General features: G+C 48.2%; 13 protein-coding genes. 7 read left to right on the forward strand and 6 right to left on the reverse strand.

Annotated features, from left to right (window positions below; all coding sequences use genetic code 11):
• Positions 1-199 precede the first annotated feature (199 nt).
• Positions 200-745 (forward strand): REP-associated tyrosine transposase, encoded by a 546-nt coding sequence (locus F0P94_RS09910; protein WP_150903730.1) that lies wholly within the window; start codon positions 200-202, stop codon positions 743-745.
• Positions 746-937: 192 nt separating this feature from the next.
• On the opposite strand, the gene F0P94_RS09915 is transcribed toward F0P94_RS09910, so the two are convergent.
• Positions 938-1,786, reverse strand: coding sequence for a DMT family transporter (locus F0P94_RS09915; protein ID WP_150903731.1), 849 nt, complete (start codon positions 1,784-1,786; stop codon positions 938-940).
• 277 nt (positions 1,787-2,063) lie between these two features.
• Between F0P94_RS09915 and F0P94_RS09920 the strand changes: the two genes are divergently transcribed.
• Positions 2,064-2,609, forward strand: coding sequence for an REP-associated tyrosine transposase (locus tag F0P94_RS09920; protein ID WP_150903732.1), 546 nt, complete (start codon positions 2,064-2,066; stop codon positions 2,607-2,609).
• A 102-nt stretch (positions 2,610-2,711) separates the two neighbouring features.
• Here the strand turns inward: F0P94_RS09920 and F0P94_RS19675 are convergent, their stop codons facing one another.
• The gene (locus F0P94_RS19675; protein WP_191907000.1) at positions 2,712-2,873 is read right to left on the reverse strand and encodes a hypothetical protein; all 162 of its coding nucleotides are present in this window, start codon (positions 2,871-2,873) and stop codon (positions 2,712-2,714) included.
• 385 nt (positions 2,874-3,258) lie between these two features.
• Between F0P94_RS19675 and F0P94_RS09925 the strand changes: the two genes are divergently transcribed.
• A complete protein-coding gene (locus F0P94_RS09925) occupies positions 3,259-3,807 on the forward strand; it encodes a CZB domain-containing protein (protein WP_150903733.1) in 549 nt (182 codons plus the stop codon).
• A 2-nt stretch (positions 3,808-3,809) separates the two neighbouring features.
• Here F0P94_RS09925 and F0P94_RS09930 read toward each other — a convergent pair whose 3' ends face one another.
• On the reverse strand, positions 3,810-4,622 hold the full coding sequence (locus F0P94_RS09930) for an ion transporter (protein WP_150903734.1): 813 nt from the start codon (positions 4,620-4,622) through the stop codon (positions 3,810-3,812).
• 328 nt (positions 4,623-4,950) lie between these two features.
• The gene (locus tag F0P94_RS09935; protein ID WP_150903735.1) at positions 4,951-6,951 is read right to left on the reverse strand and encodes a tetratricopeptide repeat-containing sensor histidine kinase; all 2,001 of its coding nucleotides are present in this window, start codon (positions 6,949-6,951) and stop codon (positions 4,951-4,953) included.
• Between the two features lie 218 nt (positions 6,952-7,169).
• Between F0P94_RS09935 and F0P94_RS09940 the strand changes: the two genes are divergently transcribed.
• The 4 genes from F0P94_RS09940 to F0P94_RS09955 all read left to right on the forward strand — a co-directional run bounded on the left by F0P94_RS09940 (position 7,170) and on the right by F0P94_RS09955 (position 10,830).
• The gene (locus F0P94_RS09940; RefSeq protein WP_150903736.1) at positions 7,170-8,351 is read left to right on the forward strand and encodes a T9SS type A sorting domain-containing protein; all 1,182 of its coding nucleotides are present in this window, start codon (positions 7,170-7,172) and stop codon (positions 8,349-8,351) included.
• A 573-nt stretch (positions 8,352-8,924) separates the two neighbouring features.
• Positions 8,925-9,254, forward strand: a complete 330-nt coding sequence (gene trxA, locus F0P94_RS09945; protein WP_150903737.1) for a thioredoxin — start codon at positions 8,925-8,927, stop codon at positions 9,252-9,254.
• A 129-nt stretch (positions 9,255-9,383) separates the two neighbouring features.
• The gene (locus tag F0P94_RS09950) at positions 9,384-9,857 is read left to right on the forward strand and encodes a DUF1569 domain-containing protein (RefSeq protein ID WP_150903738.1); all 474 of its coding nucleotides are present in this window, start codon (positions 9,384-9,386) and stop codon (positions 9,855-9,857) included.
• 4 nt (positions 9,858-9,861) lie between these two features.
• On the forward strand, positions 9,862-10,830 hold the full coding sequence (locus F0P94_RS09955; RefSeq protein ID WP_150903739.1) for a hypothetical protein: 969 nt from the start codon (positions 9,862-9,864) through the stop codon (positions 10,828-10,830).
• Between the two features lie 143 nt (positions 10,831-10,973).
• On the opposite strand, the gene F0P94_RS09960 is transcribed toward F0P94_RS09955, so the two are convergent.
• Entirely contained in the window at positions 10,974-11,891 is a 918-nt protein-coding gene (locus F0P94_RS09960; protein ID WP_150903740.1) for an Omp28-related outer membrane protein, read from the reverse strand.
• Between the two features lie 8 nt (positions 11,892-11,899).
• A complete protein-coding gene (locus tag F0P94_RS09965) occupies positions 11,900-13,543 on the reverse strand; it encodes a DUF6029 family protein (protein WP_150903741.1) in 1,644 nt (547 codons plus the stop codon).
• Between the last annotated feature and the right edge of the window lie 85 nt (positions 13,544-13,628).

Raw genomic sequence — 13,628 nt, forward strand, 5'->3', positions numbered from 1 at the left:
GCTAGGCAAAAGCACCTAAAAAGTCGCTCATCCGGACATCTTTGTCCGGAGGCCACCTGCCGGGGACATCCGTGTCCCCGTTCCCGAACACGCGGACGCAGACGTCCGCAGCAGGATGGTTTCGGACACAGATGTCCGAAACAGCGGCTTAAAATAAGCTTCGCTGCAACTGTAACATCCTAAAACAAGTATTCGGGCTATGGGAATTAAAAACAGAATTGTGCCCGGCGGCTTGTACTTTCTTACCCTCACCGTAACCGATTGGGTTGATATATTTACCCGGCCGGTTTACAAACACATCCTCGTAGATTCCCTGAAATTCTGCCAGCAAAAGAAAGGATTGGAATTGTACACCTGGGTATTGATGAGCAACCATCTGCACCTGATTGCCGCTGCCGCCGGCGATAAAAACCTATCTGATATCCTTCGCGATTTTAAGGGCTTTACCAGCCGGCAAATCATTGCTGCTATTCAGGAAGAAAACGAAAGCAGGAAGCAGTGGCTGTTGCACCGGTTTTCCTTTTCTGCTAAAAACGATCCCAAAGTCCGGCACTTCAAATTCTGGCAGGATGGCAACGAAGCCAAAGAAATTTCTTCGAATAACTTCCTGCAGCAGAAACTCGATTATATTCACCAAAACCCGGTACGGGCCGAAATTGTAGCGGAGCCGGAACATTACCTTTACAGTTCTGCTGCCAATTATGCCGGTGAGAAAGGTTTTCTGCAAGTGTTGTTTGCGGAGTAAGCGAAACCAATACCCCAAATAATTATTGGTACTCAAAGTGCTCTTCCGGACATCAATGTCCGGAAGTAATCTGGTGGGGACATCTGTGTCCCCGTTTCCAAATACGCGGACAAGGATGTCCGTAGCAGGGTACTTTCGGAAATTGATGTCCGAAAGAGCAGAGACTGCACAAAAACCTGCTTCTGCTTGCAGTTAATTTTCCTTAAAAGTAACCCCAATGCCGACCAACAAGATCAGGCCACCGGCAATCATCTGCAGCGTGATTTGCTCATCCAGGAACAGCCAGGCCAGAAAAGAAGCCAATAAGGCCTGACTCAGCAAGCTCAGCGAAACCCGCGTGGCGCGCATGTGCTGGGTAGCATAACTCAGCAGCAGCCAGGCCACCAGCTGGCACACAATTCCCTGAATAACCAGCACCAGCCAACCCATATCCGAAAAACCGCTGAATGGCTCATTAAAAAGGAAAGAAACTACGCCCAGAAAAACAGAGGAAGCCAGCAGGTTCACCGTCATAAACGAAAGCACCGGCATGCGTTCCAATACATATTTACTCAGCAGAATATATACCGCATAGAAAATACCCGATAGCACTCCAAGCGAAAAAGCCAGATCGAAACGCAGCTCCAGGAAAAACTCAAACCCTACCAGCACCACCATCCCTAATAAAGCAATAACCGTCCCGATCCAGAAGTTGCGCGCCGGTTTGTTCTGAAGGAACAGATAAGACCCTACCCCTACCCACACAGGCGCCAGGTTGGTGAGCAGCGTAGCCTGCGTAGCGGTAGATTGTTGAATGGCAATATTCCAGACGGCTACATCCGAGGCGAAAAAAACGCCTGACAGGATGGCCAGCAATAGAACCCGCACAGGCGGCAACTGAAACCCTTTGGTTAATATTACAAAAGGAAGTAGTAGCGCCGCTGCAATGGCCATCCGGTAAAAAGCCGAGATCAGGCCCGGTGTAAGGTTAAGCTTTACCAGCACCGGAAAAATGGAAATGCAGATTATGCCAATGAGAAGGGCAAGGCGCGGCTTTGTCATGTCTGTAAACAGGGGAATTGTACAAAAGTATGGAATTGCGACTAACCAGAGCCAACCTTCTCTAATTTCCCAACTTGCGAATTTACCCATCCAAGGCAAGCCTGCTTTTAATCCCGCAAAACGCTAGGAAAAAGCCGTAAAAAAGCCGCTCCTCCAGACACGCGGACATGGATGTCCGCAGCAGATAAGTTTCGGACACAGATGTCCGAAACAGCAAACCAGCAAACTTTAGTAATATTTCCTGCAACTTCAGAACCTTAACATAAGTATGTAGGCCATGGGAATCAAAAACAAAATTGTACCCGGCAGCCTATACTTTCTTACCATGACGGCGGTAGATTGGGTGGATATTTTTACCCGACCGGTTTACAGGCACATCATCGTAGATTCCCTCCGGTTCTGCCAGGAAAAGAAAGGACTTGAGCTATATGCCTGGGTCTTGATGAGCAATCACCTCCATCTGATTGCAGCCGCGGCGGGCAGTAAAAACTTATCCGATATTCTACGTGATTTTAAGGGCTTTACCAGCCGGCAAATTATTGATGCCATCCAGGAAGAAAACGAAAGCAGGAAGCAGTGGCTGTTGCACCGGTTTTCCTTTTCTGCTAAAAACGATCCCAAAGTCCGGCACTTCAAATTCTGGCAGGACGGCAACGAAGCGAAAGAAATAACCTCCAACAATTTCCTGCAGCAGAAGCTCGCTTACATTCACCAGAACCCGGTAAGGGCCGAAATAGTAACGGAGCCGGAGCATTATCTTTACAGTTCTGCCACTAATTATGCGGGTGAGAAAGGTTTGCTGGAAGTGCTATTTGCGGAGTAACGGAGATTGATAAATCCCGGCAGGTTGCTTCCGGATGTGTACATCCGGAAGAGCAATAAGAGCAATAAGAGCAATAATGAAAACTTCCGATAGAGCATTATTCTACTTGCCATTTTCTTCCATCTCGTCTTTTTCCTCCTCACCTTTAGCGCCCTCACGTTTCGCTTTTTTTGCTTCAGCCTTAAGTTGTTCCTGGTGGGCTTTTCTTTCCAGGAATTCTTTCTGGCGCTGCTTTTTTTGTTGGTCTCTCGATCTGGTACTCATCGTTCAGCTAAATTATTGTTTTATTTACTTCGTTCCGGATTAATTGTTTTTAATCTTTCTTGACTCTTGTTACCGCCCCGCCGTTGCTGGTGCTTTCACCATAGCCGTCAGGCTAAGCTAATTTATTGGGTCATCCCGAACACAAGTGAGCGCGAGGAAGCGCGAAACTTGCGAACGGAGCTCTGAGGGAACTTATGGAGCCGCATATTTAAAATTAAACGGTAAGACAAATCTTGCTATGCTCGCTTTGTCATAGAAGTATGTATAAGTTTCCTCGAGAGCTACGCTCGCAAGTTTCGTGCTCCCGCACTTACTTGTACTCGGAATGACCAGCTTTTCTTCTTAGCCTGACGGATATGGTGTTTTCACTAATAACTTTGTTTTCATGCTTTACCTGAAGTTGTTAATAGAGCACCAGCAATGGGGTAAGAACAAACTTAATACTTTACCTCGCATCTTTGGCTTCCCGGAAAACAACAGGCAAAAAACCGGTGATTTTTCCCTACCTTTACTCCAGTTCCTTTTCCCCGGAATATCAGAAAATATGCCTGCATCGTCGCTTACGCCGGATGAACGTTCAAAAATAAAACACGAATTCGAATCGGCAACGGTAAAGCACATCCTGTTTAAATCGAAAGTAAAATCGTATCTGTACGGTGCGGCTACCGATCTGGAGCCCATTGTAAATTACCGCGTTTGCAGCTTCGGCCAGTGGATCTACGAGCGGGGCATGCCGCTTTTCGGGCAATTGCCGGAAATGCGGGAGCTTGAAATGGTACATAAAGATATCCACGATTTTGCCTCCTACCTGGTTGAACTGAAACAGCATAACCAGACCGAAAAAGCACTGGACGAACTTCCGAATCTGGAAGCGAAGGCCAACGAAATTTTCGCGCTATTAAAGCGCGTACAGGAACGGGCCGGGTTGGTTTAAGCTTATTCCCCGCCTTTTAACCGCCTGCTTTCCAGCAATTCTTTTATTTCCTCCCGCAACGCTTTTACTTCGGCATGCATCTGGTCTATCTGGTGAGCACTGGCCACATCCGAATCATCGGCCTCGGCATCCTGGCCCACGAAAAAGCTGGCCATGGTAGCCGTAAAATACCCGAAAACTGCAAAACCGTAAAGCGACAGCAGAAAACAAAGTACCCGGCCTTCGTGGCTTGCGGGCCAGTAATCGGAACCAATGGTGATCAGGAGCATGGCCGTCCACCACAAGGCATCGGGATAGGTTTTCAGCCCGTTTTCGGTATCGTTTTCGAAGGCGTACATGCCGGCCGCGCCAATGAAAATTACCACAATGGTGAGTACCAGTACATAACCAAAACCCCGCCGGCCCATGGTGGCGCTTAAGTTCCGCATGCTCCGGTTCAGCGACCCGACTACTTTTACCAGCCGCAATCCTCTTATCGCCCGTACGCTTTGGAAAATATACCCGATCCGGAACACCCGGATAGCCGGCACCATGAGGGAAATGATGGTAATGACGTTGCTTTTCAGGAATTGGGTTTTATCGGGGGCCAGGATCAGCTTCATCAGAAAATCGAAAATAAAAATGCCCCAGATCGCGTAGCTCAGCCATAAAAGGGTTTCGTTCAGGCTCCAGAGCAATTCAATTACCAGCAAAACCAGCCAGACAAACCCTAATACCACCAAAGGGCCTTCCAGGAAATTCTGAATGCGCCACAGCAGTTCATTGCGTTCTTTAGCCAGTTCCTCCTTTAATTTTTCCTGGTCGGTTTCTTCCATGCAGGTTGTAGCGATTACGGGCCTTTATGGTTGCAAAGCATTACTTCCTGACCTGGAAAAGAGCACGAAAGAACTGGAAAACGAGCACACCCCCTGCACTTAGTATTCTTCCGGAGGAGGACTGCAAAGCAATAATGAAACCAGCCGTCTCCGACGGCGCTGCTTCAGGCGAACAAACATTCCAGGGAAAATCTGTGGTAGCGTAGGGAAGTCAGAGACTTCCTGATTCATTTATAGTTTGTAGTCCTCCTCCGGAAGACTACAAACAGCAATAAATTAAACAAACAGCAATAACCTAAATATCAGCTTCTCCGGCAAGTGCAATCCGTTATTCAACTGTTGTACATACCTCCGCTTCTTCCAGCACCACCGGCTCTTCAATTTCCGCAACATCGAACTCCAAGTAAACGCTTACTCCTTGCCCTTCTTCGGAAGCAACGTCTATTTTCCCTTTCAGCGCTTTAACTCTTGAATGCAAGCTGTTCAGGCCCATACCATCCAGGGAAAGACTTTTTTTACTGAAACCAATACCGTTGTCTTCGATGGTGATGGAAAGCAGTTCGTTGTAATAGCTTACCTGTACCAGGGCTTCGGTGGCTTTGGCGTGCTTAATGGTGTTGTTCAATAGCTCCTGCACAATGCGGTAAACCGACAATTCAGAATCGGGGGCAAACCGGCCGAACTCGTTCAGGGAATCGTATTGCACTACCAGGAGTTTATCGTTGCTGATGTTGGTGCAGTAGCGGCTCAGGGCTTTATCCAGACCATGCTGCATTAGCACTTCCGGCATTAAGTTGTGGGCAGTTTTGCGCACCGAAACCGAAGCTTCGTCCAGCAGGTCCACTACCTGGTGGTAACCTTTGTGCTGTACAATTTCGCGGGCTTGCAGTACCAACGCGTTCATGTGCATTTTAGCGGCGGCCAGCATGCCGGCCACGCCGTCGTGCAGGTCGCGGGCAATGCGGGTGCGTTCTTTTTCTTCGCCCTGCATCAGGGCCTGCAGCACCTGAATTTCCTTTTCCTGCTGTACCGTTTTCAGTTGTTTGTCGTAGATCTTTCGTTTGTAATTGTAATACAGCACCAGCATGCAAACCAGAAGCCCGGCAATTAAAGCCGCACCGAATCCATAAATCACGTACTGCCGGCTTTTTTCGAGTTGCAGTTGCTGCTGGGCCAGTTCTTTGTCTTTTTGCGAAGTCTGGTATTTCAGTTCCAGATCGTTAATGGTTTGCAGCTGCTTTTCGCCCAGAACGCTGTCCTGATACTGCCGGGCAAGCGCCTGGTAGGTGTAAGCGGGTTCAAATTCACCGGTGGCCGCGTAGAGTTTATGCAGGGAAGTATAAGTTTCAGCCGAAAGCTCGGTAGCCTTGATCTGCCGGGTAACTTCCAAAGCATCCAGATATAGCTTTTTTGCAGCGGAATAATCCTTTTTAAGAAAGTAAATATCACCCAGTTTATGCTTAACGTCGGCCACATCGAAAGGCGTAGCCAGTATTAAAGCATATTCCAGGCCTTTCAGCCCAAAGGCTATTGCTTTGTCGTATTGCTTTTCCTGCTTGAAACATAGCGCCAGGTTTATATTTCCCAATTCCCGGCAGTAATCATCCTTAATCAGTTCCGCAATTTGCAGAGCCTGGTAATGTACCTGCTTCGATCTTTCGTACTGCTTCAGGTCGTAAAGTACCGTCCCCTGATTTATTAACCCGCGGCACCAGGAAAGGGAATCGCCGGCCTGAACTGCCGCTTCAACTGCGCGGGTAAAATAACCATAAGCCTTTTTATATTGCTGCATTTTCTGGAAGATGCCGCCAATATTGCCGTAAACCATCGAAAGCCCGTCGAGCTGGTGCGATTGTTTAAAGAAATTAATGCCCGCCTGATAAGAAGCCAACGCGCTGTCGAATTTACTCTGGTAGCGGTACAGGTTACCCATGTTGGTATAGCAGGCGCCAATACCCCGTTTATAATTGATTTCCTGATAGTGGATTAAGGCTTTCCGATACTGGCTCAGGGCTGCCTGGTACTGGCTCTGATCCGAATACACAATGCCGCTGTAATGAAAAGCTTTGGCCTGCCCCAGTCCATAGTTAATTTCCTGACTGACCCGGCCGGCTTCGGCATAAAGTTTCAGGGCAGTGGCCGGCCTGGAGATTTCCAGGGCATAAGCTGAATCCAGTAGCTGCTTCACATAATTGCTGTCCGGCTTCTGGGTATAATCGGGTTCTGAAAATGCCAGGGCCGGCAGCAGGAAAAGCAAACCAAGCAGCAAAGTTTTTAAACTCCGGTTCCCGTTAAAGCCATACCGGAAAGTATTCTTTCCTTTTTTCATATAAGCCTCACTCTAAAACTAAAAATCAGCTATTTAAAATAAGTAAGGAAAGGTAAGCAACGGAAAGCCCGGAACAATGTACCCGTACATGCATAAGCTACCTGCTTTCAACCACCTTTACCTGAACAAAATTAAGCTGAATTTGTCAACAATTCACGTAAGCGTTAACATCCGTTTGCATATTTTGTTAAAACGCTATAATTTGCTTTCAAAAAACTATGAAAAGAATTATACTCAGCCTTTTAGCTACCTCTTTAGCTGCCGGCGTGCAAGCCCAGATAACCCTGACCAGCGCCAACGTTCCAGTAACCGCCGGTACCAGAATTGAAAACCAGGGCGATCTAAGTACTCCAGTACCAACCCGGGGAGCGAACCAGACCTGGAACTACGGCAACATGGCCTTAACCGGCTCCGGAAACATCCCCTATAACAATTCGGTAAACGCCCAATTTCCGGGAGCCATTGAAAAGCCGGCTGCCGGCGAGCTCGTGCCCGGCTGGGTTTATTATTACCAGGCTTATTTAAAGGGTACGTCTACAAACTTTGGAGTGGTGGGGCATGAAGTGAAATTGCAGCGTTATTCCCTGGCGCAGTTTACCGGCGGCGCAAACGATTCGCTGATCTTCCAGGCTCAGAGTTATACCTTACCGGCAACCGATACTTACCTGCAATTTCCGGCTACCATTAACTCCGGCTGGCAAACTACCCACAAGCATATCCTGAACGCCCAGATTACCGTGGCCATGGCCATGCTGAACAAGGCGCCGATGCAAAGACGCTCTTATGTAACCCTAACCGATTCAGTGGTTGGCTGGGGAAGCATGCGCGTACCGGTAGCCTCGTTGGCAGGCCCCTATCCGAGCGCACCCTACCAGGCCCTGATGATAAAACGCGTGGAAGTAGCGGTAGACAGTTTTTACCTGAACGGCGCGCCGGCTTCGCCTTTATTACTAGGCCCGCTAGGCGTAACGCAAGGCCAGATCAGAAGAAACAACAAATACAAATTCTACCGCGAAAATGCCATGCAGCCCCTGATGGTATTCGACTTCGGCGACAACAATTTTACCACGCCACAATTTATCGTTTCCGACAACAGCGTTTCGATTGTTGGCGCAACCACCAAAGAGCAGGCCGCCAAACTTCCGGTGCAATTGTATCCGAACCCAACCAATAGCTCCACGCTTACGCTTGCCTTCGCCAAACCCGAAACCGGCAACTGGCAGCTTCGCCTGACAGATATTACCGGCCGGGAAACTTTTGTGCAGACCATTAAAAATGCGGGCGCGATAAAACAGACATTAGCTTTGCCAGCGCAACTGAAAAACGGGCTTTACAGCTGGCAGTTGCTGGACCAGAACGGCGCGGTACGCAATGCCGGGAAACTGAATGTTATTCGGTAAGAGTTTGCTTCTTCTTAAGCCTAACTTTGAAGGAAAAAGGCTTATTAGATAATTCCCCTCCTCGGAGGGGTTAGGGGTGGGTAATTGGTATTGCCTGCAAAAACGAAAAAATGAGCTGAGGTGCCGCTGAAAACGGTTTTGTTCGGTACTAGAAATCCCGTTGACTAAAGTCAACGGCAATGGATAGCAAGATTCTTAAAAGTAGAATTCAAATTTCTGTTTTTGTTGTCTCTATTGCCGTTGACTTTAGTCAACGGAAACCGCAGTAATTTCTTAAGCAGACAGCATTGCCCCTACTCCGAGGAGGGGAATTGTTATTCAGCTTTTTCCCTGCCAGGATAGCTTCTTAATCATCTTCCTTACAGTCGGGCATCAGGATCAAGGAAGGCTGAAGAAATATTTAAAATATCGGCACCACTAAGTCGTTATCCTGAATAGTAAAGGTTAAAGGAGCTGAAAGAGTCCGGCCACAATGGCAGATTTAACGCTTTGGCCGTTTTTTTGCCGAACGTTCTGCAGCGAATACGTATAATTCGTATAATTGTAAATCATTCATCCATTAAAATCCTTCTTATGGGACATAAAGCAATTGAAATTACCGACGCAAACTTCGATGAGATCATCAATTCTGATAAACCGGTACTGGTAGACTTCTGGGCCGAATGGTGCGGACCATGCCGCATGGTTGGCCCGATCGTAGAAGAACTGGCCGGCGAATACGAAGGCAAAGCCGTAATCGGTAAAGTTGACGTAGATGCCAACCCGCAGACTTCTGCCAAATTTGGTATCCGGAGCATTCCTACCCTGCTGGTTTTCAAAAACGGCCAGGTAGTAGACAAACAAGTAGGCGCGGTGCCGAAAAACGTACTGGCTCAGAAATTAGATGCTCAGGTAACTGCTTAATAAAACAGTAGCCTTTAAAGTTAAAAAAGTCCTTCCGGAAGCCATTCCGGAAGGACTTTTCTTTTTCCCTGAAATCCGTAACTTGCAGAAACAGAAACCTGAACCGAATAATCCTGAACAGAAATAACCATGGAAAATACCCAAACCGCTACCCCGGCTTTCGACCTGAAATCGGTACCGTTTTACCTCGAAAAACTGACTGCCGAAACCAAACCGGCCTGGGGCATTATGACGCCTCAGCACATGCTCGAGCATTTAGGGAATACGCTGGTAATGGTAAACAGTAAAAAAGCCTTGCCGTGCGTAACGCCCGAAGAACATTTGCCCGCCTATCGCCAGTTCCTGATGAGCGAAAAGCCATTTGCTCAGAATATTCCGAACCAGTTTATCGGCGATGGGCTGGCGCCTCTGCGTTTTGAAGATCTGGAAACGGCCAAAACCAAACTCCTTGCCGCCATTGAAAGCTTCCAGCGCTTTTTCCAGGAGAACCCGGAAGCTACCCCTATGCACCCCTTCTTCGGCCACCTGAACTACGAAGAATGGCAGCAATTCCAGCGCAAACATTTCACCCACCATTTCCGGCAATTCGGGTTAATTGGTTAAGGGCTTGGAAATTCAATTACAATTCTTTTATTTGTTATTTCAACAAGCTAAAGAATTGTATATGAAGAAAATTTTTACGACGCTATTCGTTTTATTGGGATTTCAGCTGGCGGCCTCCGCCCAGCTCGTTCTGGGTTTGCCTGATAAGGAAGATGCCGAAAAAGTAAAAGCAAGAACCATGATCGTGGTTTTGCGGGAGGAAGATCCTAAAATGGTAGAAAAACTTAAAAAGCAACCTCCGCAATTAGCATCTTACAAAGCTGACATTGTTGCCTATAATGAGAAAATCCAGCGGATTGCTCCCCAGTTCTGGACCTTATCCAAATCCGTAATATTTAAGCCCGAAGCTGAGGTAAAGGCTCTTCAAAAGACGAAAACAAAGGAATTTGCTTATCTGGAATTCCGGAATGAAAAGCTCACGGAAAATAAAGGCAGCGATGCAGTTAAGTATGGACCGGGTATGCAATGGACTACCGCAGCACTCGAGATCCGGTTCATTGAAAAACCGTCGGCACCTCCTTCTGGTTATGCCACCATGAAAGGAAGCGATCAGACAGATGCCGAACTGGCACTGGCGGTGAAACACCTGCAGTATATGTACAAAAATCTTGACAATAAGGCCTCCAAAAAAGAACAGCATGCGCAGGGAATCCAGAAGCTGGCTACTAAAACCTTATTGCTGGATAATGCTTACCTGGCACCTGGCCTCACCGAGAAAACAATAAAAACCGTTTACCCTTATCCTTTCCAGATTGTAGACAATGCTGCCATTGAAAAAGCTGTAATGAACAGTGAGCCAAATGTTGCAGTAGTCAGTATTGTTCCGGTTATGGGCATGCCATTTCTGATGCACAATGTTTGCAGCGCGGATGGCGAAGGTCTGACATTAGATGTCCCCGGTGCAATGTCAAAATCCAAAACGCCTTTAAAGATCACGAAGGAATCGTTGGCGCAGTACATTAAAACAAAATAAGAACCCGAGGCACAAAGCCGCATAATTTTACGTCTACACTGTTTCCCTGTAACTGAGAATACAAAAGTTAAATCCGGGAAATTGTAAAACAAAAAGCCGCTCCGGAATCCCCGGAGCGGCTTTTTGTTTATTGCTTAGCTTTATTACTTTAAATGCACTTCTTCTACCTGAATTACTTCCCGGCTGGCTTCATCCACTATAAAGGCCACTACCGAGCAATTCCTGGCATTCCAGGCAGGATCAAGGGTGGCAGAAAAATAGGCTTCAGTAACTTCTCCGGCTTTAGGGGCTTCCTTATTTGGTTTGCCCCAAGTTCCGGTTAAAACCGATCGCATGGCGTGCGGGTGCACGTAATAGTTCACATCGCCAACCGGGTAGGCAGGATCTCCCCCGGCCGCCTGACCGTAGTTCTTCTGCCAATTTACGATGCTGTCTTCCGTAATCACCACCATCAGGTTGTATTTCCCCGACAGATCGGATAAATACTTCGAACGTACTTTAATGTTTACCTTACGGCTTTCCGGCTTGTAAAGCGTAGTAAGCGTCATGCCAACCTGCGGCGTTTCGCTCATTTGCGAAGCAATGGAAGCCGGCCAGTTGCTTACTCCCTGCACTACCGAATTCGACGTTCCGCCTTTGGCCCGGTTCACCATTCCGTTCGGGTTGGAGATCACGCCAAAACTGGTTGCCCATTCTTCGCCTTCCGGTGTGGTGAAATTAGTGGTATAAGGTGCTTTGTTGTATTTGGCAAAATAACCGGCGTGCACGGCTACTACCACCAACCGGTCGCCGTGTTGCCTTTGCTGGTCTTTCGCCATCAGGGCCGCGCCCGGGCAGTTGCCGCAGGTATGGCCGGTATAATCTTCCAGTAGAACTTTCTGAACCGGGGTAACCGGGCCTAAAATAGAATCATGCGCGGCTTCGGCCGAATCCATGGCCTGGGTATCGCTCAGTGCCGGCTTGTCTGCCAGTTCTGGGTACGGGTTGTCGATGGTGTCGCAACCGAAAAGCAAGCTGGCTCCCAGAAATGCGGTACTGATATAAAATGCTATCGATTTCATCTTAAAACTTAAAAACTGCTGGTAATAGAAAGGAGTAAACCATTGGAAGCCGGTACGTTCCGGCAAACGCCGCCCACGCACACAATACCTGCCCGCTGGCGGCCGTACGAAAGCGAAATGCGGCTGGTATTCCGGTTATAGCCTACGGTCCCGGTCGGGTAATGCACCTTTTTATCTTTTTCCGGATTGCCGTAGTTGTACTGGTCCATTACAGCCACAAACCAATGCGGTGCCACGGTGTATTCCACCAAGGCCATGCCCCAGTCGCCCTGATCATCTTCGGTTTGCAGTGCCTGCAATTCTGTCCGGACCGAATGGTTGGAATTGAACTTATACGTAAGATCTACCACGCCCATATTCGCGTTTACCGTTCCCCGGCCAACCAGGCCCTGCACCACATCGATGTCGTAATAGAAGTTCAGGTAGGTAAAGGTTCCTTTCAGTTTGGAAGAGAATTTCTTTTGGATCTCTACATTAAAATCGTGGAAATATTTCTGTTTGCCGAACTTAAAAAAATCGGAAGTGAAGTACCGGCGGTTGCTTTCCCCGTTACTTACCGAATCGCGTTGCGGAGCATGCACGGCCGAATAGTTAAAGGCAATGTTGGTCCCGTACTTGCCGCCCAGCACCGATTCGCGTTTGAAATTGTAGCTAACCTCGCCCTGGTACGACATTTCGCCGAGCGGCTGGGTAGCGTATGGGTAAATGGAAGCCGGCAGGTTGTAGGTATGTTGTTTGGTTAAGGGCGGCAGAAAATTCAGCATCAGCACGTTGCCGTTGGCATTGCGGTCGGAGCGGAAATCCATATTATCTACCCGCTTCGCGCCTAAAGAAACCCCTAAGCCCTGCTCCGAATAACTGGCCGTAACAAGCAAAGCCTGACCCGGCCGGTAGTTGAACTGGTTCATGGTTGAAGGGTCGTTGGCTTTGTAGGCATATTCTCCGAAAAGGGTTACCCCGCCCCGGCTCAGACTCAGGCGCGCGGCCCCGGCACCCACGTTCTCGGGTAAATTGAAATCCGGGTTCTGGTCTTCCTGAAATTTGCTGATAAAAGAGCCCCCAAAAGTAATGTTGGTTTTCAGGTCGGCAAATTTTTCGTGCACCTCATTCAGGCTAATTTCGGCATCGGCGCCCCGCACAATGCCTTCGCCCAGGTCAAAGAAAGCACGTTGCCGGCCTAAAATCCCCGTTAAGCGCACGCCGTTCGCCGGCTTGTATTTCACCCGGATGCCGTCCATGGAATTGTCGAAGCCCAGGCCCCGCTCCTCGTAGGTCCGGAAAATAAGGCCGCTGCCAAACTGTTCGTAATAATTCCCCACCGTAATCTGAAAATTATCTTTCTGGTAAGAAGCAAAGCGGTACGGAATACCCGAACCTTTGTAGCGTGGGTCGAAGCCCTGCAGCGGGTTCAGGTAACTTTCGTACCGGATTCCGGCCGAAAAATCGCCGGCCGTAAAGATAAAATTGGCAAACCCGTTCGAAAGAACCCGTTCTTTTACTTCCGGCGCGCCGATGGTTTTATCTTCTTTATAATACTGGGCATCGAGCTGAAAATCGCCGTGCACGGAGGCATCATTCAGGAACTGCGCCTGGCTTAGCTTCGGGGCAACCCAAAAGCCCAGCAGCAACCCGATAATGGAAATACGTTTCAAGGGAGGGTAAAACTTTAAAATCCGATAAATTCAATTTAAATAATAACAAGCCAAAAGCTGTCCCGGTAAAAAAACGATAGGTTTT

This window comes from Adhaeribacter soli (assembly GCF_008727925.1).
In the GTDB taxonomy this organism is placed as follows: domain Bacteria; phylum Bacteroidota; class Bacteroidia; order Cytophagales; family Hymenobacteraceae; genus Adhaeribacter_A; species Adhaeribacter_A soli.